At 68.6% G+C, this 25299-nt stretch carries 11 protein-coding genes; 1 reads left to right on the plus strand and 10 read right to left on the minus strand.

What is annotated here, in order from left to right; translation table 11 throughout:
- Nucleotides 1-35: 35 nt before the first annotated feature.
- Nucleotides 36-668, plus strand: a complete 633-nt coding sequence (locus tag BJ987_RS11215) for a TetR/AcrR family transcriptional regulator (RefSeq protein ID WP_307869568.1) — start codon at nt 36-38, stop codon at nt 666-668.
- Here BJ987_RS11215 and BJ987_RS11220 read toward each other — a convergent pair.
- The 10 genes from BJ987_RS11220 to BJ987_RS11265 all read right to left on the minus strand — a co-directional run bounded on the left by BJ987_RS11220 (nt 627) and on the right by BJ987_RS11265 (nt 25095).
- The gene (locus BJ987_RS11220) at nt 627-5027 is read right to left on the minus strand and encodes a non-ribosomal peptide synthetase (protein WP_209887847.1); all 4401 of its coding nucleotides are present in this window, start codon (nt 5025-5027) and stop codon (nt 627-629) included. The genes BJ987_RS11215 and BJ987_RS11220 overlap by 42 nt on opposite strands.
- Nucleotides 5027-9979, minus strand: coding sequence for a non-ribosomal peptide synthetase (locus BJ987_RS11225; protein ID WP_209887850.1), 4953 nt, complete (start codon nt 9977-9979; stop codon nt 5027-5029). The genes BJ987_RS11220 and BJ987_RS11225 overlap by 1 nt, the downstream gene beginning before the upstream one ends.
- Nucleotides 9966-10820 carry a 3-hydroxyacyl-CoA dehydrogenase family protein gene (locus tag BJ987_RS11230; RefSeq protein WP_209887853.1) on the minus strand — a complete coding sequence of 285 codons (855 nt, stop codon included), beginning with the start codon at nt 10818-10820 and terminating at the stop codon, nt 9966-9968. The genes BJ987_RS11225 and BJ987_RS11230 overlap by 14 nt, the downstream gene beginning before the upstream one ends.
- Nucleotides 10817-15130, minus strand: a complete 4314-nt coding sequence (locus BJ987_RS11235) for a condensation domain-containing protein (RefSeq protein ID WP_209887856.1) — start codon at nt 15128-15130, stop codon at nt 10817-10819. The genes BJ987_RS11230 and BJ987_RS11235 overlap by 4 nt, the downstream gene beginning before the upstream one ends.
- A gap of 90 nt (nt 15131-15220) precedes the next feature.
- Nucleotides 15221-18124, minus strand: coding sequence for an amino acid adenylation domain-containing protein (locus BJ987_RS11240; protein ID WP_209887859.1), 2904 nt, complete (start codon nt 18122-18124; stop codon nt 15221-15223).
- Nucleotides 18121-19122, minus strand: a complete 1002-nt coding sequence (locus BJ987_RS11245) for a 3-oxoacyl-ACP synthase (protein WP_307869569.1) — start codon at nt 19120-19122, stop codon at nt 18121-18123. Before BJ987_RS11245 ends, BJ987_RS11240 begins: the two co-directional genes overlap by 4 nt.
- Nucleotides 19119-20237, minus strand: a complete 1119-nt coding sequence (locus tag BJ987_RS11250; RefSeq protein ID WP_209887862.1) for an acyl-CoA dehydrogenase family protein — start codon at nt 20235-20237, stop codon at nt 19119-19121. The genes BJ987_RS11245 and BJ987_RS11250 overlap by 4 nt, the downstream gene beginning before the upstream one ends.
- On the minus strand, nt 20234-20515 hold the full coding sequence (locus BJ987_RS11255) for an acyl carrier protein (RefSeq protein WP_209887865.1): 282 nt from the start codon (nt 20513-20515) through the stop codon (nt 20234-20236). The genes BJ987_RS11250 and BJ987_RS11255 overlap by 4 nt, the downstream gene beginning before the upstream one ends.
- A gap of 66 nt (nt 20516-20581) precedes the next feature.
- Entirely contained in the window at nt 20582-21121 is a 540-nt protein-coding gene (locus BJ987_RS11260; RefSeq protein WP_307869570.1) for a TerD family protein, read from the minus strand.
- A gap of 185 nt (nt 21122-21306) precedes the next feature.
- A complete protein-coding gene (locus BJ987_RS11265; protein WP_209887868.1) occupies nt 21307-25095 on the minus strand; it encodes a multifunctional oxoglutarate decarboxylase/oxoglutarate dehydrogenase thiamine pyrophosphate-binding subunit/dihydrolipoyllysine-residue succinyltransferase subunit in 3789 nt (1262 codons plus the stop codon).
- Between the last annotated feature and the right edge of the window lie 204 nt (nt 25096-25299).

The following is a 25299-nucleotide window of genomic DNA, read 5'->3' on the forward strand; positions in this document are numbered from 1 at the left end:
AACAGTATTGACTGACGTTCAGTAAGGTGGTGGTCGTGGGTAGCAAAGCGAACGGGGAAACCAAGCGGGTCCGGCTCAGTCCGGACGAGCGCCGCCTGCAGCTGATCACGCTCGGAGTCAAGATGCTCGGCGAGCGACCCCTGGAAGAGATCTCGGTCAGCGATATCGCCGAACAGGCGGGCATCTCCCGCGGCCTGCTGTTCCACTACTTCCCGACCATGCAGGACTTTCAGCTGGCCGTCGTCGCGCACGCCAATACCGAACTGCTGCACCGGGTCCGGCCGGACAGCGATCTCGATCTCTTCGAGAAGCTGCGCGATTCGATCGAACGCTATATCGACTATGTCAGCGAGAACCGCCAGTCCTACCTCGCACTGCTCCGTGGCCCGGCCAGCGCCAGTCCCGAACTGATGTCACTGGTCGATCAGACCCGCCTGGCCATCGTCGAGATGATCCTGAGCGAAATGCCGGTCGTGGTCGAGGGCATCGAGCGGCCGCGCCTGGTGCTGGCGGCCCGAGGCTGGATCGCCTTCGTCGAGGAGATCACGCTCAGCTGGCTGCGCGAGGAGACCATCACCCGGGACCAACTGGTGGATCTCCTGGTGGAGTCGCTGCTGACGCTGTCCCTAGCCCTCAATCCCGCGCTCGCCGCCGCCCTGCGCGGCTGAGGCCAGCGGTCCGCCGGGAGCCGCGTCCAAGTCGGCGCAGATGGCCGCGAGCGCGGCGGACAGGTCCGTGGCCAAGGCCGCGATGGTTTCCGGTGCCCACAGTGTTGCCGCGTAACGGAATTCGGCGCGGATGCCGCCGGGCCGGCCGGTCGGCCCGATGACTTCCCGGGCTTGGAGCAGAACTTCGAACTCGGCGCGCTGGGCGGGCAGCTCGCGCAGGCGGAACTCCAAGTCACCGGTACTGCCCGTGGTGGCGACGTCGCGGAAGAACGTGGTGACGATCTGGGGCAGCGCCGTCGCGCCGGCCGGGATCAGGCGCTCGTAGGGGAACTCGCGGTGTTCGTGGGCCTCGAGGATACGGTCGCGGACCTGGCGGACGAGGTCGCGATGGGTGAACGCGGCGGCGTGGTCGGTGCGGATCAGGACGATATCGACGGCGCAGCCGAGCATGGTGTCGAGTTCGGCGCGATCCCGGCCGCTCAGCGCGGTCCCGATGACCAGGTCCGGTCCCGCGCCGCGCTGGGCGAGCGCGCAGACCAGTGCCGCGTGCAGCACGCTGTAGGCGGTGGCGCCGCATCGGCGGGCGGCGGCGAGCAGACGGGTGTGGGCGTCGGCATCGATGTCGAAGGCCAGGATGGCCGCCGGACTGCCCTGCGCGCGTGGATGATCCACGGGCAGCGGCGGTTCCGATGGGAGATCGGCCAGGGTGGTGCGCCAGTAGCGGGCTTGCTCGGCGAGGCGGCTACCGGGATCGTCCTGCGCGCCGAGGGATTCGCGCGACATGAGCGTGTAATCGGCGTATTGGAACGCGGCCGTCGGCCACTGTGGTTCCTGATTCGCGGCGCGGGCCAGGTAGGCGTATCGGAGTTCGTTCAACAGCGCGCCGAGTGATTCGGCGTCACCCGCGCAGTGATGGATCACGACGAGCACGATGTGATGGACTGGACTGATACGGAAAAGCCTTATCCGCCAAGGTGGTTCATTCATCAGCCGAAAGCCGCGCGAGACTTCCGTCGCCAACGCCGCGTCCAACTCGGGGGGTTCGACGAGGATTTCGCGATAGTCGACGTCCTCGGCCCGGAAATCCAGAATCCGCTGGACAGGTCCGGTCGGCGTGAAAGGCAGGATGGTTCGCAGGATTTCGTGCCTGCGCACGATGTCGTCGACGGCCGAGCGCAACGCCGCGGTGTCGAAGGGGCCGCGGAGTTCCAGGGCGGCGGGCATGAGGTAGTCCGCGGTGCCCTCGCTCAGATAATTGACGGTCCAGAGCCGATGCTGAACCGGACTGAGCGGGATCACCTCGGGACGACGAGCGGGAAGCAGGACGGGACGCACGGTGCGGTCGCCGACGCGGTCGTCCAGCAGCTGTTCCAGTGCCGCCACCGTGGGCGCCTCGAGCAGGTCGCGCAGAGTCACCGTACGGCCCAGCTCGCGACTCGCGGCGGCGGCCAGCCGGATGGCGGCCAGTGAGTTGCCGCCGAGTTCGAAGAAGTCGTCGTCCAGACCGACCCGGGGCGCGCCGACCGCAGCGGCGAATAATCCGGCCAGCACCTGCTGACGCGGCGTGCGGGGCGGGCGGACCGCCGCCGGCTCGGGCAAAGTCAGTGCTCTGCGATCGATCTTGCCGTTCACGGTGAGCGGCAGCGCGGGGATCTGCACGATGACAGCGGGCAGCAGATAGCTGGGCAGGCGTGCGGTCAGCCGGTCGCGCAGGGCCGCGGTGTCGATGGCGGTGTCGGCGACGATGTGGGCGATCAGCGTCTTGCCCGCGGCCATCCGGTGCGCGGTGACAACGGCCGCGGTGACCCCCGGCTGGGCACGCAGCACATGCTCGATCTCGCCGGGCTCCACCCGGATGCCGTTCACCTTGACCTGCCGGTCGCCGCGACCGAGGAAGCGCAACTCGCCGTCCGGCCCCCAGCTGCCGTAGTCACCGGTGCGATACATGCGCGAGCCGGGCGCACCGAACGGATCGGCGGTGAACCAGCTCGCGGTGCGTCCCGGCATCCCGAGATAACCCTGTGCCAAACCGGCGCCGGTCAAATAGATTCCGCCGACCAGGCCGGGCGGCACGGGCCGCAGCAGCGCGTCGAGGACGAGCACCTCGGTGTGGTCGACGGCACGGCCGACCGGGAACGCGGCATCGTCGATCTGGCCCGGCGGAATGGTGTAGGCGGTCGCGTAGGCGGTGGCCTCGACCGGGCCGTAGATGTTCACGACCTCGAACTCGGGGGCATGGGCGCGGATCGCGCGCACGGTGTCCGGAGCCAGCACATCGCCCGCGCTGGAGATGGTGCGCAGGGCGGCAAGGCTTTCCGGGATGTCTTCGACCAGAACTTGGAACAACCCGGCCGGGCACAGCATCGCGGTGACCGCACCCGCGCGCAGTACGTGCCGGAAGTCCGCGGCGCTCAGACGGGCGGGCGTGGCGAGCACCGCGGTATGGCCCTGGAGCAGCGGCATCCACAGTTCCCAGACGACCATGTCCCAGGCGTACGGCGAATGCATCAGCATCCGTGCGTATTCCGGCCCGGCCGCGATCCGGTCGATGGCACGGGTGACGACCGCGCGATGGGTCACCTGCACACCCTTCGGCTCGCCGGTGGAGCCGGAGGTGAACATCAGCCACGCGACGGCCTCGGCCGGCACCGCCGGTCTTCTCGCGGCGTCGGCGGGTGGCGCCGCCCGTACGGTCTCGATGTCGTCGAGGACCAGCCGGGAACCCGTGTGCCGCAACATCCATTCGACTCGCTCCGGCGGATCCTGTTCGTGCAGCGGGACGCAGATCGCGCCGAGCCGCATGAGCGCGAGCAAGGCGACCACCAGTTCCGGGCAGCGGGGTAGTCGCACGGCTACCGGGGTGCCCAGGCGCACGTCGTGGTGGTCGGCGAGGTGACGTGCGAATCCGGCCGCGCGGGCGTCGAGTTCGCGGTAGGTGAGATGCTCGCCCTCGTACCAGATGGCGTTGCGATCCGGGAACTCGCGCGCGATATCGGCGAAAGCGGCTGCGACACCGCGGTTCGTGACGCCGCGAGGGTCGTCGTAGGGCGCCCGATCAGCGGGCGGCTCGAGTTGTACGAGCCGGGCGATCGGCGTCGCGGGCGTGGCCGCGGCCACCGCGTTCAGCGTGCTCAGGAAGTGCTCGTGCAGCCGGGCCAGCGCTTCCGGGTCGCAGCGGTCCGCCGCGGTGTCGAAGTCGATGCGAGGTGCGCCCGCGCCGGCATAGACGCCGATGCCGAACACTTCGGTGCCGCCGGTCGACACCGGCGTCAGGGTCGCGCGCACGTCACCGAAGCGCAGCTCGGTCGGGATCGGCAGGATATTGAGCACCGGCCCGATGACGCGGTGTTCGCCACCGGGGGCGGTGCCGTCGGCGAGCAGATCGAATCGGCGGTAGTGCTGGTGCCGCAAGAGTTTCCGGAATTCCGCCTGGGCGTGCTGGGCCAGTGCGCGGATCGAGGCGGTCGGGTCGACGGTCAAGCGCAGCCCGACAACGTTCGAGGTCATGCCGAGCGCGCGCCAGGACCGCTTGGCGGGCACCGAGACGCCGAGCACCACGGTGCGTGCTCCGGTGTCCGCGTGCAGCAGCAGCGCGATCGTGGCAGCGAGCAAGGCCGACCAGTCAACCTCGAAAGCCTCTGCGGCACCGCAGAACTGGGACCAGTCGTGCGCGGTGGGCGTGCCGGACCGGCGGATCGGACCCGAGGCACGTTGCCGCGCCGGAGGATGGGTGAACATCGGCGCGTCCGGCAGGCCCGCCAGCCGCTCGGCCCAGAACGCGCGGTCCTCGGTGAACCGGCGGGAGGCGCGGTAGCGGAGGTCGGCATCGACGAAACCGGCCACGGTATCGTGGATTTCGGTCGGTGCGGGCTGCCCGGCGAGCAGGGCGGTGTAGACCCGGGCCACTTCACGGATCAGTGCGAGGGAGGCGCCGCCGTCGAAGATCACGTGGTGCGCCTTGATACCCCACAGGTGCCCGGCCGCGCCGAGATCGAACAGATAGTGGTCGAACAGCGGTGCCGTCGTCAGGTCGTAGGGCCGGGCCAACTCGGGGTCCAGTGCGGCCAGGGCAGCGGCCAGCGGGTCGGGCGCGGTACCGAAATCGCCGCGCCGCAACGGAAAGCCGGTGCAGTCCTCGAGGACCTGCATCGGTTCCGGGCCGGTGTGATCCAGCCGCACCCGCAAGGTTTCGCTGCGCGCGACGACGTTGCGCAACGCTTGTTCGAACAGATCGGGCTCGATGCGACCGTGCAGCTGAACGTAGCCGCTGATGAGGTAACGGCGATCGGTTCCCAGCAGCGTCGTGTAAGCCCAAATCTCTTGCTGGGCAACGGTGAGCGGCCGGCGGGGGTTGTCCATCACAGTCCGTTCGGAGTCGAGAGGGCATCGAACAGTGCGGTCAGCCGCGCGATGATCCGCTGTATGTAGTTGTCTTCGAGGAGATCCCGGTGCCAGTTCAGGGCTACGCGCAGTTCTGCCCGTGGCCAGACGGTCACGGTCAGCGGGAACAAGGTGATCTCACGCGACTCCAGCTCGGTCAGAGTCAGGTCACCGAGGGTGATCGGCATCGTCGTCCCGTCCACCGGGTAGGACTCGAAAACCAGCAGGGTGTCGAAATATTCGCGCACCGGGATTCGGACGGCGGCCTCGATTTCGGCGAGTCCCAGGTACTGGTGGTCCACCACGGCCGATTGGGCGGCTTGTACCGCGCGCAGTCGCGCGCCGAAATCATCGTCGGTCGCCAAGCGAACTCGGACCGGGACGGTGTTGATGAACGATCCGACCATCGATGCGATGCCAGGGATCGCGGGTGGGCGGCCGGAAACCACCGTGCCGAACAAAATGTCGTCCCGGCCGGTGACCTCGCCGAGCACCTGAGCCCAGACGTATTGGCAGACGGTGTTGAGGGTGACACCGGCCGCCGCCGCCGAGCGCGACAATCCGAGGGTCTGTGCTGTCGTCAGCGTCAGCACGTGTTCGGCGGCCGAGCGCGCGGGCTCGCTCGGTGTAGCGCCGGACGGGGCGACCAGTGTGGGCCCGTCGATGTCGCGCAGGGTCGCGTGCCAGGCGGCCGCGGCGGAGTCGCGTTCCTGGGCCTCGCGCCAGCGCAGGAAGACGCCGAAGCCGTCATCGAGGTCGATTTCGCCCGGCATGCCGAGGGTGTAGACCGTCAGCAGTTCGCGCAGCAGGATGGGCGCGGACCAACCGTCCAGCAGCAGACGGTGATTGGTGATCGACAGCGTCCAGCGCTCGTCGCCGGTCCGCACCAGCAGGAACCGGATCAGTGGTGGGGCGGTGAGGTCGAAGGGCCGCAGTCGCTCCGCCGCGAGCAGATCCGCTAGTCCGCCCGGGTCGGAGCGCAGGTCGATGTTCCGGACGTCGACGCGGGCTGCCCGGGTGATGAGCTGATACCAGCGGCTGTCCGCACGGTCGCGCCGGAAGGCGGCGCGCAGGGTGGCGTGCCGGTCGACGAGGTGCTGCGCGGCGGCGCGCAGCCGGTCCTGATCCGGTGTGCCGAGGCAGGTGAGGATGACCTGCAAGGTGTGCACGTCGACCGCGTCCGGGTCCCGGGGTGCGAGGGTCGCGAACTTCTCCTGGATCGGAGTGAGCGACCAGATGTCGTGCAGGCCGGGATAGCGGCGCTCGAAGGTGTCGATATCCGATTGCGCCACGGGGACAGCGAAATCCGACGGTGTGGCGCCTCCGGCGGCGGGATCGTCGGCATGCCGGGCGAGCGCCGCGAGGCTCTCGGTCCACAGCTCGGCCAGTTCACGCACGTGGGCGTCCGCGAGCAACGTCCGCGGGTACGCGAAACCCGTGGCCAACTCGCCGTCGGTCACCATGGCGTCGACGGAGATCGCCGCGGTAGCGGGCAGCCCCGAATCGTGCGGCGGCTCCACCGATGCGGTGGCGAAATCCGCGGCGGGCAGCCACGGGCCACCCGCGACGGGTGCGGTGGAGACCGTGCCCAGATAGGTGAAGGCCAGTTGCGTGGGCTCGGCGGGCATGCGCGCGGCGGTGCCGGCATTGAGATACCGCAGCAGGCCGTATCCTATGCCCGAGCCGGGGACCGAAAGCACTTGCTCTTTCACGGTTTTCACGGCCGTCGCGAGGGCCGGTCCACCGGCGCGGGCCGCGTCGACATCGATACCGGTGAGGTCGAGACGGCACGGGAACGCCGCTGTGAACCAGCCGAGCGTGTGTGAGAGATCAGCGCCGGGCACGAGATCGGGGTCCCTGCCGTGCCCTTCCAGCCGGATCGAGGTCGGCGCTTCGCTCAGGTCGCGACGGCGTCGCCAAGCCGCCACCGCCATCGCCAAGGCGGTGAGTAGCACGGTGTTGGCGTCGGTTCGGTAGCGCGACGGCAGCGTTGTCAGCAGCGCGGTGGTCGCGGATTGGTCCAATCGCACCGTGATCCGGCGCACCGTGGCCGCGGTATCGACGTGCGGGTCCAGCGGCCGATCGGTGCACAGTGCCTCCGGTTCGGCGAACTGCTGCCACCGGTCGACCTCGGCGACCCGCTCCGGACGGTGGGCTTCCGCGCGCAGACTGTGCGCCCAACGGCGCATCGAGGTGCCGCCGCCGGGTAGCTGCGGTAGCTCGCCCGCGCTTACCTGCGCCCACGCGGCCAGGAAGTCCGGGATCAGGATGCGCCAGGAGACGCCATCGATGGCGATGTGATGCACCACCACGATCAACCGTCCGCCACTGGCACCGCGGTCGACCCAAACGCACTGCAGCACAATCCCATTCGTCGGGTCGAGGCGCGCCAGAGCGGCCTCGGTCGCCGTTCGGAACGCCGCGGCTTCGCCGGTCGCCGCCACTTCGGTGCGAGTGAGGATCGAGTTCAGGTCGACGGCGTCGGCCGGGTCGGCGAACATGCGCCAGCGACCGCTGGCGTCGCGGTAGAGGCGGGCGCGCAGCATGTCGTGGCGGGCGATGACCGAGCCGAGCACCGTGCGCAACTGCGTCTCGGTGATGCCGGGCGGGAGTTCGAGCACCAGGTGCTGGGCGTAGCGGTCGAAATCCGCGGCACCGGACTCGGCGAGGTCGAGGAGAGCGCACACCGCGGGAGTGGGCGGCAATTCGCCGACGCCACCGCCCGGCAGTTCGGTCAGCGTGTCGGGTGTTTGCTCGACGGTGGTGGCGATCGCGGCCAGTGCGGCCACGGTGCGCTCCTCGAAGACCTGCTGAGCGGTGAAGCGGAGGCCGCGCGACTTCGCCCGGGAGACAAGCAGAATCGACATCACGCTGTCGCCGCCGAGCGCGAAGAAGGATTCGTCTACGCCGATGCGTTCGCGGCCGAGGACCTGGGCGAACACCTCGGCGAGGGTTTGCTCGACCGCGTTGCGTGGTGCGCGGAAGGGTTCCGGACGCGCGGCCGGTGCGGGCAGTGCGGCGCGGTCGAGCTTGCCCGCGGCATTGCGCGGGAAACTGTCGAGCACCAGGATCTCGTCCGGCACCATCGCCGTTGGAAGCGATCGCGAAAGCCGTTCGCGCAGAGCGTCTTCGAGACAGACAGCGCCGCTGACCGGAATGACGTAGCCGACGAGCCTGCCCTCGGGCCGCAGGACCGCGGCGGCCTGGGCGACCGGCGCGCAGGCCCCCAGGGCGGCCTCGATCTCGCCGAGTTCGATGCGGACACCGTGCCGTTTGACCTGGAGGTCGGCGCGACCCTGATAGTCGAGCAGACCGGTTTCGCAGTTCCAGCGCACGATATCGCCGGTGCGGTACAGCCGTCCGCCGGGTGCGAAGGGGTCGGCCACGAACTGGGCGGCAGTGCGCGCGGGATCGCCGAAGTAGCAGCGCGCCAGTTGGACTCCGGAGAGATAGAGCTCTCCGAAGGTGTTGCCGGGGACGGGCCGGAGGCAGGAATCCAGCACGTGCGCACCGGTGTTCCAGCCCGGCGCGCCGATCGGTATCGACTCGGAATCGGCTGTGCTCACTGCATATCCGGTCACCGCGCCCGTCGCTTCGGTGGGCCCGTACAGATTGTGCAGCCGTGCCGGAGTGGCGGCGGCGAACCGGCGAGCCAAGGCTGGCGTGAGGGTTTCACCGATCAGCAGTACCCGGCGCACACAGGCGGGAAAGTGCGGGGCCACAGTGAGCTGGCTGGTCAGCGTGGACGGGACGAATTGCACGGTGGTGACGGAGTGCGTGGCCAGCAGCCGGGACACTTCGGCCGGATCGTTGTCGGCGGCGGGCGGCGCGATGGCCAGGCACGCGCCGGTATGCGAGGGCCACAACAGTTCCCAGATCGCGACGTCGAAGGTGACCGGTGTCTTCTGCAACACGGTGTCGGTCTCGTCGAGACCGAGCAGCGCGGTCATCCAGTGCAGGTGATTCACCACGGCGGCATGGGAGACCGCCACGCCCTTGGGCATCCCGGTCGAGCCGGAGGTGAACATGAGATAGGCGAGATGCTCCGGCCGTGGCGGCACTGTGCTGTCGGCGGTCGGGGTGTACTCGAGATCCTCGATACAGTGGACGGAGACCATCGCCGAGTCGAATCCCGCACTGCGCGTGGTCAATACCAGAAGTGGATCGGCCACGCCGAGGATGCGGTCATGACGTTCGGCCGGGTGCGTGGGGTCCAGCGGCAGGAAGGCGCCACCGGCCCGGAGTATCGCGTACACCGCGACGATGGCCTCGATCGAGCGCGGCATGGCGACACCGATCACGATGTCCGGGCCTACGCCTCGGTCGATCAGCCAGTGGGCGAGACGACGCACACGAGTATCGAGCTCGCGGTAGGTGACCGTCTCGGTAGCGAAGACCAACGCGATGGCGTCCGGCGTTCGCCGCACGGCCCGCTCGAAACCGCTCAACGTGGTTTCGGCCGGGACCAGGTGACGCGTATTTCCGGCCCGGCGGCTCAGTTCACCGCGCTCGATATTCGAGGCCAGGTCGAAGCGTCCGATCGGCACATCCGGTGCGGCGACCAGATCGGTGAAAAAGCGGGCGAAGGTGGCGCGTTCGGCCTCGGGCAGTTCGATCTGCCATTCGTCGGCGTGCTGCGTCGCCGTCGGTATACCGGGCTGCGCGGTGGTGGAGCCGGGCTGCCGCAGTCGCGCGCCGGCCTGGGCGGTGATGCTACGGAAGTCGAGGTAGGGCGTCACCTCGAGCTGGACCGCCGTCACACTCGCACCGACCCGGTGTCCCACGGTCACTTCCACCGCATCCGACCGCCGATGGGCATATGCCGCCAGACCGGCCAGCAGCACCGCGGCCGCGCCCCCGCCGCTGCGCCGGGCCAGCCGTCCCAGTCCGGCGGGCTGCTCGAGCACCGCGCCCGCCTCACGGGTACTCATGAAAACCCTTGCCCGTCTTGCGGCCCAGATGCCCGGCCGCCACCAGTTGTGCCAATGCCTCCGGTATCCGGTAACGCCCGTCGCCGGTGGTCTCCCGCAGCACGACGAGGGTGTCGGCCACGTTGTCCAGGCCGATCAGGTCAGCCGTGCGCAGCGGGCCCATCCGGTGGCCGAGGCACCCTTCGAACAGGTCGTCGATGGTGGCGGCGTCGGTGCCGGTCTCGGTGATCGTGGCTGCCTCGGCGATGCTCAGCATCAGGACCCGGTTGATCACGAAGCCGGGTCCGTCGCCGACGACGATGCCCTTCTTGCCCAGTGCGTCGAGCAGGCCCAGGGTGCGGTTCAGCGTTCCGGGGGAGGTGCGGGCGGTGGTGATGACCTCGACGGTCTCGGTCAACGGCGCCGGATTCATGAAATGCAGGCCGAGGATCTGATCCGGCCGGCCGGTCTCGGCGGCCAGCTCGGCGATGGGGATCGCGGAGGTCCCCGAAGCGAAGATCGCCGACGGGGAACAGTGCCGATCCAGGTCGGCGAAGAGGTGGCGTTTGAGATCGATGCGCTCGGTGACGGATTCGATGACGAAGGTCGCGTCGCGGAGGTGTTCGAGGCGGTCGGTCCAGCGGATGCGCGCGGTGATGTCCGCGATATCGGCGGCTTTCACCCCGCGGCCGAGTAGCACGCTCAGGCGCAGCGCGGACTTCAGCGCACCGCGGGCGCGTTCGGCGGCCACGGTGTCGATTTCGACGACGGTCACCGGCATCCCGGCCTGGGCGAGGCATTGCGCGATGCCCGCGCCCATGACGCCCGCGCCGACGACGCCGACTCGTTGTTCGCGGGTCATGGGTGCACCCCCGTGCGATCGGCGGACATGGGGTCGGCGCTCGCGGTGTCGAACACCGGCTCATCCGGACGAGACAGCGCGGCGGTCAACAGGCGCGACAGGTCGTCGAGCAGGTCTTCGGCGGAGGCGCTGTCGAAAAGTTCGGTCGCGTAATGCAGATGCAGCGCAGGGGGTTCCGGCGTCCAGGAGAGCTCGAGCTCGGCGATGGGTGTGCTCGGCGGCGCTTCCGAAATCGCGCCGTGGTAGCGCACGGGGGAGGACGCGGATTCGACGACGGTGCGGCCGCGGTCGCGCACTGTGCGCCACGTTGCCTCCGCTGGGACCTCGGCGATGGCGTAGCGCTGCTGTCCGGCAGGCGAATCCGGTAGCCGGATCGGTACCCGGTTCCGGCCTGAATACCAGGCGAGCAGGACGGTGTAGGCGTCGAACAGTGCGGCGTCGAATTCCGTCAGATGCCGCGCGACATCGAATCCGATCGGGTGCGTGCGGAGTTCGTGGTGGAATTCGAGTCCGGCCGCACGCGGGCGATCGGTGGGAATCAACAGGGCGGGTTCGCCGGGGGCGACGCCCGCGATCAGCGCGTCGACGGTCGGGGGCGTCGGCGCGACCATGGCCGTGAGGATCTCCAGGAATTCCTCGGCGAACGCGGCGACAGTCTGCCGAGTGAACAGTTCGGTGCTGAACTCCAGGCAGGCACTGATATCGCGCGGAACATCGTCGGTGTATTCGAACGTCACCAGCGTGAGATCGAACTTCGCTGTGCCGGTGGGTAACCCGCCGAACTCGTTGCCCGCCGAATGCTCCAGGTCGAACAGTTCCGCGGCCGCCTCGTCGACACGCTCGGCGCGCGGGGTGACCTGATGGATGTAGAGCACGTCGAACAGCGGGGTGCGGGACAGGTCGCGGTGTTCGACCAAGGCGTGCACGACCCGGTCGAACGGGATCTCCTGGTGCTCCAAGGCGCCGAAGACCTTCGTCCGCACCCGGGACAGCAATTCGGATAGCGTCCGGTCCGCGCCGAAGTCGGTGCGCAACGCCACAGTGCTGTTGAAATAGCCGATGAGGCTTTGGAATTCACGTCGGCCGCGGCCGGTGGTGGGCGTGCCGACGACGATATCGCGCTGGCCGCTGCGCCGTGCCAGCGTCAGATAGAACGCGCTCAGCAGGACGACGAACAGCGACACGGATTCGCCTCGCGCCAGTCCGCGCGCTTCGGTGATCAGATCGGCCGGGATGGTGAACGGATGCAGGTCGCCCACATAGGTTTTGCGCGGCGGACGCGGAAAGTCGGTGGGCAGGGCCAGCAGCGGCGCACCGGCCAGCTCGCCGCGCCAGTAGTCGAGTTCGTGGTCCAGCGCCGAACTGCGCAGCAGTGCGCGATGCCAGGCGGCGTAGTCGCGATACCGGATGGGCAACGGCTCGAGGCGGTGCGGCCGACCCTCCCGCCGGGCCGCATACAGCTCCGGCAACTCGCGCGCCAGAATCACGGGGGTCGCGCCGTCGGTGACCGCGTGATGGCAAACCAACTGCAGGACATGGGCTTCCGGTGCCAGCGTCACGACCAGCACGCGGAGCAGGGGGTCCGCGCCCAGATCGAACGGCGCCTGCGCGGCCTGCTGCACCAGCGCACGCGCGGCGGCCGTGGGGTCGGCTTCCGCCGAGACGTCGACCACCCGGAAATAGCCCTCGAGCCGATCGCGGATGCGCAGCACCGGCCGGCCGTCGACTTCGGCGAGGTTGTAGCGCAGCGGTTCGTGGCGTTCGATCAGGTCATCGAAGGTGCCGCGCAGCGCGGTGAGATCGAGGGGGCCGCGCAGCAGCTGCACAACGGGGTAGTTGTACAGGGTGGTGTCCGGGTCGAACTGGTGGTGGAACCACATCCGCTCCTGACCGGAGGACATGACCGGTTCATCGTGCGCCACGACCGCCGGAATAGGCTCGCGCTGTGGAGGTTTCACCCCCGACGCGGTGAGTAGTTCCGCGAAATCCGCCAGGCGCGGACGTTCGTAGATGTCGAGGAGTTTGGGACGGAACCCGAAGGATTCCTCGATCCGGTCCACCAGTTGCACGGCGATCAGCGAATTGCCGCCCAGGGCGAAGTAGTTCGCGTCCTCGTCCATGTCCGAGTCGGTGCCGAGCAGGTCGGCGAGTGTTCCGCGCAGCCATAGCGCCGGATCGGCGATATCGCGGCGGGGAGTGCTCGCGACGGGCAACGCGCCGAGATGTGCGTTCGGCAGGTCGACCCAGCACCGTTCTTCCCGCATCGGGTGGCCGGGCAGCCGCACCCGGTTCGCTTCCGCAGGCGCGAGGGCGTGCCAGTCCACTTCCAGGCCGTGTTCGTACAGTCGGCCGATGGTCGTGACCGCCGCGTCGGAACCATCGGTCGCCGTGACTATCTCGGCTTCCGGTACCGATTCGGCGATGAGTGCGCCGAGGAGTCCGCCGGGACTCGGTTCGACGAACACCACCGGCCCATCCGCGAGCAGGGCACGCACGGCGGCCAGTAGTCGGTCGGTGTCGACAGTGGGTGCGGCCGCGGCAAGTTCACTCGCGTCGACCGCAGCACGGGAACCCAGTAGATAGCGCGAGACGTAGCGGGAGGAGCCGGCGCTGAGCAGCGCGGCGAATTCGATGCCGCACTCGCGTAGTCGCTCGTGCACCGCGATCTGCCTGGACAGGACGTGCGCGGTCTGGCCGGTCGCTGGAAGTTGTTCGGGCAGTGCGCGGTCCGGCGATGCGCCGGCCGGGACGGCGTCCGGTGACAGCAGCAGCACCACACGGGGCTTGCTCTGCTCCGGGCGCGCGGTGACCGCTGCCTCCGCCAACAACTCGGCGAGTTCGGTGGTGCTCGAGGCGGCTACGGCAACCCGGTAGTCGTAGTGGGTCCGGCCGAGCAGGAGGGTCGCGGCGACCTCGTCGAGGGAGGCGGGGGTTTCGCGCAGGGTCGCCGACAGCTGGAGACAGAGTTCGGTGAGTGCTTGCGGGCTGCGCGCGGAGACGCCGATCAACCGCGCCCGCCCGGACGAGCGTCCGGGCATCGCCGGAGGAGCTTGCGCCACCACGCAATGGGCGACACTGCCGCCCAAACTGAACGAGCTGACACCGGCCACCCGCGGTGCGTCCGCCGACCACGGACGCGCCGCGGTGAGCACCTCGAGGCCCGCGCCGTCGAGATCGAACCCGCCCGTGGCGCGCGTGAAATGCAGCGACGGATACAACTCACCCTCGGACACGCTCAGTACCGCCTTGACCAATCCGGCGGTCGCCGAAGCATGATCGAGATGGCCGATATTCGTCTTCACCGAACCGATCGGCAGCACCCGCCCGGACCTGCCGAACACCGCGCTGATGCCTTCCAGCTCCACCGCGTCACCCAAGCGGGTTCCCGAGCCGTGCGTCTCCAGGTAGCCCGCCATGCGGGGATCCAGATCGGCTTTGGCCCAAGCCTTTTCGATCACCGCGGCCTGTCCGGTGGCGCTGGGCGTACTGATCGTCGCGGCCGCCGCCCCGTTGTGCCTGGTGGCGCTGCCGCGGATCACCGCGTAGATCGGTGCTCGATCGGCCTGCGCCCGCTCGACGGTGGTCAACAGCAGCACCGCCCCGCCCTCACCGTTCACCGTGCCGTCGGCTTCGGCGTCGAACGCGCGGCACACCCCGCTGGGTGACATGATCTCGCTGAATCCGCCACCGCCCCACGACGGTGTCCCGTGCACTCGCACCGCCACACCCCCGGCGAGGGCGTAATCCGCGTCGCCGCAAGCCAATTCACTACATGCCTGGTGCACGGCGACCAGCGCGCTGTTGCAGCCGCTGTCCACACCGAAACATGCCCCGGTCAGCCCGAACCGGTGCGCGATCCGCGCCGGCCCGGCGAACGCGGCATTCCCGAGCAGACTCAACGGTCCGGGATCCACCGCCACCGAGTGATAGCTCGACTGCGCCGCACTCAAAGCCACCGCCGTGACCGCGCGGGCCAGCCACGCCGTCGTATACCCGGCATCCTCGATCGCCCGATGCGCCAGCACCAGCGCCAGCCGCTGCTGCGGATCCAGCACCGCGGCCTCCCGCCGCGACAACTCGAAGAACCGATAGTCGAACTGCTCGATATCGTTGAGGTGCCCCATCGGCAAATACGTCACCGATGGATCCAGTCCGGTCGCCGCGATCCGGCCGGGCGGCATCGGCCCTACCGAATCGCGTCCGGCCGCGAGGTTGCGCCGGAACTCGGCCAGGTCGGCCGCATGTGGGAATCGTGCCCCGATGCCGACGACGGCGATATCGGCCGGACGGGCGGTATGACGGTCAGACAAGCCTTGCTCCTGCGTACTGATAGCTCGAAGGCGAGTGGTGGTCGGCCGCTGAGGTCGACATCCTGCGGGTCGAGACGGTTGATACCGCGCTCACAGCTCGTAGGCCATGGTCGGTGTGGTGTCGGGCTTCGCGCCTTCGTCGGGAATGGCTGCCGCCAAGGCGGTCTCCAGCGCCTCGACGTGCGCACCGATGGTGCGCAGATCGAAGAGCTGACCGACCCGGATGGCGCCTGGCCAGCGCTGTTCCATCAGCAGGTGCAGATAGACGACGCGGTGGGAGTTGCCGCCTACCTCGAAGAACGAATCATCCAGGTCGAAGTCGTCGTGTTCGAGGGCGGCGGACCACAGTTCGGCGAGCTCGAGTTCGCGTTCGGTCCAGCCACGGCGCGACGGCCCCGGCAGGGCGGGGCCCGTGGCGGCGGTACGCAACGCGGATTCGTCGAGTTTGCCCGCGTCCGCGATCGGGATGGTGTCGAGCCGGACGAAACGGCTCGGCACCTCCATCGGTTGCAGATGTTCGGCGCAGTACCGGGCCAGGACGCGGCGCTCCGGCGGTGCCGCCGGATCGGCGGGCACGATATAGGCCACCAATTCCGGTACCGCGTCGCGGTTTTCGACCACCAGGGTGACGGCGTGCGCGACACCCGGGTGGCTCTCCAATACCGCTTCCACCGCGTGCCGCTCCACTCGGGCACCGCGCACCTGCACCTGCCCGTCCCGTCGTCCGAGGAATTCGATCGCGCCGGATTCGTTGTGCCGGGCCAGATCTCCGGTGCGGTACATCCGCGCACCGGGATCGGCGGCGTAGGGGTCGGCGACGAACGTGGTCGCGGTCACTCCCGCACGACTCGCGTAGCCGAGGGTGATCTGGTCACCGCCGAGGTACAACTCACCGGTCTCGCCGCCGGGCACCGGCAGCAGATCCGGTCCGAGCACCGCCGCCGAATTCCCCGGCATCGCGGTACCGATCGGGATGATCGCCGGACTCGCCCCGGCCTCGACGGTGTGCTGGACGCACGTGACGGTCGCCTCGGTCGGGCCGTATTCGTTGAGCAACAGCGTGTCCGGGAGCAGCCGATGATGCTTATCGGCCAGCGCGGTCGGCACTTGCTCACCCGCCAGCGCGACCACCCGCGGTGCGCTTTCGACCAGCGAATCGAGCAGGAGCCGGTAGTAGGACGGCGTCGCGATCAGATGACTGACACCGGCGCGACGCGCGAGCGCACCGACCGCCGACGCATCGGGCAGTTCCCGATGCGTCGGCACAACCACCGTGCCGCCGACCGTAAATGCCCACGGCACGAACAACAGTGACGCGTCGGCGGTGAGCGGACACGTCGACAACGTCACCAACTCGCCATCGCTGTAGGGATACTCGCGCCCCGCGATCATCGCCGACAGATTCGCCCGGCTCACCACAACTGCCTTGGGGACACCTGTGGACCCCGACGTGGTGATCACATACGCGGGTGCGTTCGCCGGAGGCGGCAGCGGACCCGGCACCGACGGCTCCCCGAGCGGCAACAGGGCGAGCGGTCGCGGCGATGCACCGAACACTGCCGCCACGTTTCCCGTCCAGCCAGTCGCCGGTGCTGCTGCTTCAGATTTCTGGCGAGCTGCGGAGGTCGTGTCGGTGGGATCGAAAATGACCGCAGTGCAATCGATTTGGGCGAGCAGCGCCTGGATCTGAGTGGGAGAACGCTCAGGTTCGATCAGGCACCAGGCCGCGCCGGCGCGCAGGGCGGCCAGCATGGCGATCATGGAGTCGGCGTTCTGGCGGAGGTAACACAGCACTACATCGCCTGGCCGGACTCCCGCCCCGACCAGACGGCCCGCGAGTTGCGCTGTGCGGGTATTCAGTTCGCGGTAGGTGAAGTGGTGGTCGCCGGAGATCAGGGCGGTCCGGTCGGGGACTCGCGCGGCCTGGCGCAGCAGTCCGGTGACGAGGTCGCCCGGCGGTACGGGGGCGTCGGGCGCGCGCAGGAGTACATGGCTGATGTTGGGCACGGCGGTGCTGCCGTCGTGCGCGAGCAGTACTCGCTCGCGGTGCTGCTCGAGCACCGCGAATCCGGCGAAACGCAGCGTCACCAGCATCACCCGATTCACCGGCGTCGGAACGAATTCCGCGACGGCGCGCCGCCCGTGCGCCGCGGCACGGTCGATCAGATGCGCCAGCAACGCGCCGCCGACGCCGCGCGACATCACCCGGCAGGACATGAGCAACAGCAGCAGCGCCGAATCGGTGCCGCGAAACTCGCTGACCGCCAAGCCGATCGCGCCGTACTCACCGAACCGGTCGCGCAGCGACGCGATCAGCACCTCGTGCGTCGATGACCTGCTCAGCTCCCGCAGCTCGTCGATGTCGAAGGTCCGTCCGGTCGTGTTCAGCTGATTGGTGCGGACCGTGAGTTCGTGTGCCCGCGCCAGATCCGCTTCGCCCGCGCGGCGGACGGTCATGACCAGGCCGAGGCCCGCCAGGAATTCGGCATCCGTTCCCTCGAACACCGCCGCTCGATCACGCCGAATCTGTTCGGCGCGATAGCGTTTCCGGCGATCACGGGCGTCGGCGGTGATCACCTCCGGGGTGAACTCGGGTAGCTCCGGCAGCCCCGCCAGGTCGGCGGCGGCGTAGCAGCGGACCTGGGGGAGTGCGGCGGCGACCTCGGCGCGTTCCACCGGGTCGTTGTCCACGAAGGCGATGGCGTCCAGGCCGATATTGAGGTGTTCCGCGATCCGGCGCACCGCGGCGGACTTCGCGCCCCAACCGATCTGCAGCGAACAGAACATCTCCGAGAGCCCGTGCGCGTCGAGATGTGCTGTGGCGAGCGCGGGTTCGCCGCGGCTCGCGACCGCGTGCACGATGCCCCGTTCGTCGAGCGCGCGCAGCACCCGCCAGGCTCGCGGGTGCGGTGCGGTGGCGTCGTGCTCGAGCACCACACCGTCCCATAGGGTGTCGTCGAGATCCCAGACCAGGCATTTCACGACGGAGGTCATAGTTCGATCCCTTCGTATTCCCGGTCCGGGAGCCGCCGCAACAGTGTGGAACTCCAAGCCGCGACGGGACTGCTGTTGAGCAGCAAGGTGTAGTCGCCGGGCGCACGATGCGGGGCGGCCGCTTCCAGGTTGACCAGCACGTCCAGCGATCCGAGATGCCCGTATGCGGCGAGGTTGCGGCGGCAGGCCTGGTCGACACGGGTTTCCAGCGCTTCCTCCCAGAACGAGAACGCCCCCGCGGACAAATTCTGCATCAGTACCGGGCCCAGGTCCGGAAGCCGTAAACCATTGCGGCGCAACAGTTCTTCGTTCATCGCGGCCAGGCGTTTGCGACTTTCCACCGCGAGCCGGAAGCTGTAGGTCGCCTCGTCGGCGCACTCCTCCCGCCAATCCCGTTGCGGCAGATTGCGATAGTCGATCCGAAACAGGTCGGAGTATTTGCCGTCACTGCGCACCAGGTGGTCGACCAGCTGGTAGCGCCCGGTTTTGCCGGTAGTGAGCAGCACCGCCCCGGCCCCGTCACCCAGCAGCGTCATGGGAGCGCGATACCGGAACCGGGTCGGCGCGGTGGCCGCCGCCACGATCAGCACGTTGCCGCAGTGCGGGTCGCCGCGCAGCAGCCCGGCGGCCAGGGTGAACGCGGCCGAAATGGAGGCACAGCCGAGCTCGCCGACGCCGGCGACGAACGCTCGGTCCGCCCCGAGCCGATGTTGTAACCGGGTGGCCTCGGAGGCCATCAGGTATCGCGGCGCGCGCCCGCCTACGAGCAGCAGAGCATCGAGGCGGTCCGGGCTGAGTCCCGCGCGTTCCAGCGCTCGCGCCGCGGCGGCGGCCGCCAGATCGTGGTCACCATCCGCCGCGGCGCAGCGCACCGTATCGATGCCCAATGCCAATGCGTGCGCGCGCTTTCCGGCGGACAGCTCCGCCATTTCCGCGAGTTCGGCTACCGCGACGGCGGTGTCGGGGAAGACCGACGAGACCGGTCCGAGCGTGATCACCGGGTCACCGCGCGGGCCGTCGCCGGACGCGTGGTCCGGAGCACGAACTCACCGATGTCCTGTTCGGCCACTTCGCGTGCGCCCTCGATGATCTGCATGATCTTCGCGTCCCGGAAGAACCGCCCGGCCCGGCTGTCCGGCGCACAACCGGCGGCCCCGAGGATCTGGACCGCGCGTTCGCTCACCGATGCGGCGGCCGCCGCGGCGGCGTATTTCGCGGCGATGGTGCCCAGCAGCGCACCGGGCTCGCGGGCGACCCGCTGCTCGGCGGCGCGCACGCACAGTGCCCGCGCGCTCTCGATCTCCACCCAGCTGCGCCCGAGCATCGCCCGCACGGCTTGATGATCACCCAACCGGGACGCACCCTGCGTCCGGTCGCGCGCATGCCCGGCGGCATCGGCCAGGCAAGCCCGCGCCATCCCCGCGCATCCCCAGGCGATCGTGTATCGACCGTGGTCCAGCGCCGTTCCGAGAACGTGGGAAACCCCGAAACCCGGTCGTGCCAGCACATTCCCGGCCGGCACGCGCGCCGCGTCGAAACGCACGTGCGCGATCCGCGCCCCGCGCATGCCGAGCTGATCGGTCACCGGTTCCACGGTCACTCCCGGCTGATCGGTCGGCACGAGCGCGGCCACGGGCCCGCTCTCGGACTGCCCCGCGACCAGCAGGACATCGGCCTGCGCGCCGAAGGTCACCCACAACTTGTGCCCCGTCAGCGACAACTCCGTCGAGCCGGTGAACCGCGCCCGCATCCCGGACAGGTCGCTCCCGGCGTCCGCCTCGGTCGCCGCGAGCCCGGCCAGCAGCGCACCGGAAGTCAAGGCGGGCAACCACTGTGCCCGCTGGTCCGCGGTACCCCAGCGATCCAGGGTGGCGGCGACCATCCCCTGCACGGTGAACAGCGATCGCAACGAGGTGCACACCGAACCCAATTCGCTTGCGACGAGCCCGATCTCGTGGGCATCCGCGCCCTGCCCGCCGTACTGCTCGGGGCGGTCCATCCCCAGCAATCCGGCGCGGGCCATGGTCGGAGCGGCGGTCCGGGGCAGCCCGGACCGGTCCCACTCGGCGGCCGCTCCGGCGGCGTCGGCGAGCAGCGTTTCCAGGTCGCTCACCCGGCGGCGCCCGTGCCCACGGCCGCCGCGCACTTACGGGTGACGAACGCGGCGGCGCGATGCACGGTCCGGAAGTTGTCCAGGTCGAGGTCGTCGATCTCCACCTCGAAGGCGAAGGTGCGCTCCAGGTACGCGACCAGCTCCAAGGCCCGCAGCGAATTCACCAGGCCCATCGCGAAATAGTCGTCGTCCGGGCCGAATTCGGCTCCGGTGATCACACTGAAATCCCGCAGCAACTGCTGCACCAGCTCCGGACGTTGTATCCCCGCGTCGCTCACCTATGGGAGGCTACCGCGCGACGAGCGCGCGCGAATGCCCCCAATTCGACTGCCTCCGCGCGCGTTTCAGACCAGGAACGGGGCGAGCTGTGGTACGGCTTCGACCGGGTGCTTGGCCGGAAGGTTCACGCCGATCTCCTGGTACACCCAGCCCTGCTCGGTGCGGATCAGCTTGCCGAGCACGAAACCCGTAGCGCCCCGACCACCGTCGAGCTCGTAGCGCGCGAATTCGACGTCCGCCATGGCGTCCACCATCCGGCAGAACGCGTTGTCGATCTGCCCGAACGGCTGCCCCGAATACGAGGTGACGATGAAGAAGATCGTCGTCAGATGGTCCGGCAGTCGCGTCAGATCGACGGTGATGACCTCGAGGTCGCCCTCGCCCTCGCCGGTGGTGTTGTCGCCCAGCAGGCGCACCGAGCCATCCTGCGACATCAGCTGCTCGTGATAGACCACATCGGCGATGTTCTCCCCGGAGAACATGAGCGCCGCCGCGTTCAGATCGATATCGGGGCGGCCCCCTTCGAGCCAACGCCCCTGGGCCGGGTCCCAACCCAGCGCCATGGTGACGAACGCGAGTCCCTGGCTGGCTTCCGCTGTGGACACTTGCGGCACCTCTCCTAGATCGGGACGGCGCAACCGAGCTCACGCCGTCTCCTTCACCCTAGGTGCTATCCAGTTCGCGCACCCGCAAACGGCCGTGTGCACCTGGGCAAATAGAAACGCCGGGTGCGAAGCCCGCTCCGATTCAAGAGCGAATTCGCACCCGGCGTACGGGCATCAGCTACCGGCTAGCCGGTCGGCTCGAAGGCCTCGGCGATGATCTCCGCCTGCTCCACCGCGTGCACCTTCGACGAACCCGAAGACGGGGCCGACATGGCGCGTCGCGAGATGCGGCGCAGCTTGCCCAGACGGTCGGGCAGGATCTCCGGCAGGTTCAAACCGAAGAACGGCCAGGCGCCCTGGTTGGCCGGCTCCTCCTGCACCCACGCGATATCGGTCGCGTTCGGGTACCCGTCGAGCGCCTCGTTGAGCCGGAACTTGGGCAGCGGGTAAAGCTGCTCGATCCGCACGATGGCGACATCGTCGCGCTTCTGCTTGGCCTTCTCCGCGGCCAGCTCGTAATAGAGCTTGCCGGAGGTCATCAGTACCCGCTTCACCTTGCCGCGGTCACCGATGCCCTGCTCGTAGGTCGGCTCGTCGAACACCGAACGGAACTTCGACTCGGTGAAGTCCTTCAGATCCGAGACCACGGCCTTGTTGCGCAGCATCGACTTCGGGGTGAAGACGATCAGCGGGCGGCGGATGCCGTCCAGCGAGTGCCGGCGCAGCAGGTGGAAGTAGTTCGCCGGGGTGGACGGCACGGCGACCGTCATCGAGCCCTCGGCGCACAGCTGCAGGAAGCGCTCGATCCGGCCGGAAGTGTGGTCCGGACCCTGACCCTCGTGCCCGTGCGGCAGCAGCAGCACGACCTCCGACAGCTGACCCCACTTGGCCTCACCGGAGGAGATGAACTCGTCGATGATGGACTGCGCGCCGTTGACGAAGTCACCGAACTGCGCTTCCCACAACACGAGTGCGTCCGGGTTGCCCAGCGAGTAGCCGTACTCGAAACCGACCGCGGCGTATTCGCTCAGCGCCGAATCGTGCACCGCGAACCAGCCCGGGTTCTCGCTGCCGATGTTGTGCAGCGGGGTGTACTCCTCGGCGGTCTTGCGGTCGATGAGCACCGCGTGCCGCTGGGTGAAGGTGCCGCGGCGCGAATCCTGACCGGTCAGGCGCACGGCGATGCCCTGATCGATCAGCGTGCCGAAGGCCAGCAACTCGGCGAACGCCCAGTCGACCTTGCCCTCGTAGGCCATCTCGCGGCGCTTCTCCAGCACCGGCTTGACGCGCGGATGCACGCTGAAGCCGTCCGGGACGTTGAGGAAGGCGTCGCCGATGCGCTGCAGCACCGACTTGTCCACCGCGGTCTGGACGGTGGTGGGCACCTGCTGGTCGTCCTCCACCGATTCCGAGGGCCCCGGCGGGTATTTCTCCAGTTCACGGACCTCGTTGAAGACCCGCTCCAGCTGGCCCTGGTAGTCGCGCAGCGCGTCCTCGGCCTCCTTCATGGAGATGTCGCCACGGCCGATCAGCGATTCGGTGTAAGCCTTGCGGACCGAGCGCTTGGTGTCGATGACGTCGTACATGTACGGCTGCGTCATCGACGGATCGTCGCCCTCGTTGTGGCCACGACGGCGGTAGCAGATCATGTCGATGACGACATCCTTGCGGAACTTCTGCCGGAAGTCGACCGCGATCCGGGCCACCCAGTCGCAGGCCTCCGGATCGTCACCGTTGACGTGGAAGATCGGCGAACCGATGAACTTCGCGATGTCGGTGGAGTATTCGGTGGAGCGGCTGTTCTCCGGCGCGGTGGTGAAACCGATCTGGTTGTTCACCACGATGTGGATGGTGCCGCCGGTGCGGTAACCGCGCAGACCCGACAGGTTCAGCGTCTCCGCGACCACACCCTGACCCGCGAACGCGGCGTCACCGTGCAGCATCAGCGGCACGACGGAGAAGCCCTCCGGGCCGTCGCCCTTGTCCAGCAGGTCCTGCTTGGCGCGGGCCAGACCCTCGAGCACCGGGTCGACCGCTTCCAGATGCGACGGGTTCGCGGTCAGCGAGACCTCGATCTCGTTGTCGCCGAACATCTGCAGGTAGGTGCCGCGCGCGCCCAGGTGGTACTTCACGTCGCCGGAGCCGTGCGTGGCGGCCGGGTTCATGTTGCCCTCGAACTCGGTGAAGATCTTCGAGTAGGGCTTGCCGACGATGTTGGCCAGCACGTTCAGGCGGCCGCGGTGCGGCATGCCGATGATGACCTCGTCGAGGTTGTACTCGGCGCACTGGTCGATGACCGCGTCCATCATCGGGATGACGGTCTCGGCGCCTTCCAGCGAGAAGCGCTTCTGGCCGACGTACTTGGTCTGCAGGAAGGTCTCGAAGGCCTCCGCCGCGTTCAACCGGTTCAGGATGTACTTCTGCTGCGCGACAGTCGCTTTGACGTGCTTCTGCTCGACCCGCTCCTGGATCCACTGGCGCTGCTCGGGATCGAGGATGTGGGTGTACTCCACGCCGATATGGCGGCAGTAGGCATCACGCAGGATGGACAGCACGTCGCGCAGCTTCATGCGCTCCTGGCCGTGGAAGCCCGCGACGTTGAATTCGCGGTCCAGATCCCACAGGGTCAGGCCGTGCTGGGTGACATCGAGATCCGGGTGGCTGCGGAACTTGTCCTTGACCAGGCGCAGCGGATCGGTGTCGGCCATCAGGTGACCGCGGTCGCGGTAGGCCTGGATCAGCTCCATGACGCGCGAGCTCTTGTCGACGCCGCGCTCGCGAATGTCCTTGCGCCAGCGCACCGGCTCATACGGCACGCCCAGACCATGGAAGATCTCGTCGTAGAAATCGTCGGAGATCAGCAGGGTGTGGATGGTGCGCAGGAAATCACCGGACTCCGCGCCCTGGATGATGCGGTGGTCGTAGGTGGAGGTGAGCGTCATCAGCTTGCCGACACCGATGTCGGCGATGCGCTCGTCGCTCATGCCCTGGAACTCGGCCGGGTACTCCATCGCGCCGGCGCCGATGATCGCGCCCTGGCCCGGCATGAGGCGGGGCACGGAGTGCACGGTGCCGATGGTGCCCGGGTTGGTCAGCGAGATGGTGACGCCGGTGAAATCCTCGGTGGTGAGCTTGCCCTCGCGGGCGCGCCGCACGATGTCCTCGTAGGCGCTGTGGAACTGCCCGAAGGTCATCGTCTCGGTGTTCTTGATGGCGGCGACGACGAGCGAACGGTTGCCGTCCTTGCCCGCCAGGTCGATGGCCAGACCGAGGTTGGTGTGCGCGGGGGTGACGGAGTTCGGCTTGCCGTCGATCTCGGCGAAGTGCCGGTTCATGTTCGGGAACTTCTTGACCGCCTGCACGATGGCGTAGCCGAGCAGGTGGGTGAAGGAGATCTTGCCGCCGCGGGTCCGGGCCAGGTGATTGTTGATGACGAGGCGATTGTCGATCATCAGCTTGGCCGGGATGGCCCGCACGCTGGTCGCGGTGGGGATCATCAGCGAGGCGTTCATGTTCTTGGCGACTGCGGCGGCGGCGCCACGCAGCACCTTCGCCTCGTCCTTGGCCTCGGCGACGGGAGCGCCGGAGGTGGGCGCGGCGTTGGAGACCGGCGCGGGCGTGGTCTGCGGCTTGCGCGCGGCCGGAGCCGGAGCGGGCGCGGCGGCCTTGGGTCGCGCGGCCGGCTCGGGTTGCGGGGCCGGCTTCGGCTCGGCGGGTTTCGCGGCCGCGGCGGGCTTGGCCGGTTCCGGCTTCGGCTGCGCGGGCGCGGCCTTCGGTGCGGGAGCCGGGGTGGACTCCTGCTCGGCGGTCTGGCCGTCAGCGGTCGCCTCAGGGGTGTAGTCGGCGAGGAACTCGTGCCAACTCTCGTCGACCGAGGATGGATCCTGTTTGTACTTCTGGTACATCTCGTCGACTAGCCACTGGTTCTGGCCGAACTGGGAAGTTGAGCTGCTCACAGCAGGTGTTCGCCTCATTTCGTTCTTCGCGCTGCGACGTTTGTGACGTGCCCGGCACGGGGATCGGCGGATGTGCTCCGATGCGCCCTATCCGAGGATATGCCCAGCCGCAGATCGGCGGTGCTACCCACCACCGGACAGACCCGAACTCGTGTGTCGAACTCGTCTGATACCGACTTTATGCCTCCCCGTTATCGCCGCGCCGCCCAGCGCCACCTTTAC

The sequence above is a fragment of the Nocardia goodfellowii genome (genome assembly GCF_017875645.1).
Lineage (GTDB): Bacteria > Actinomycetota > Actinomycetes > Mycobacteriales > Mycobacteriaceae > Nocardia > Nocardia goodfellowii.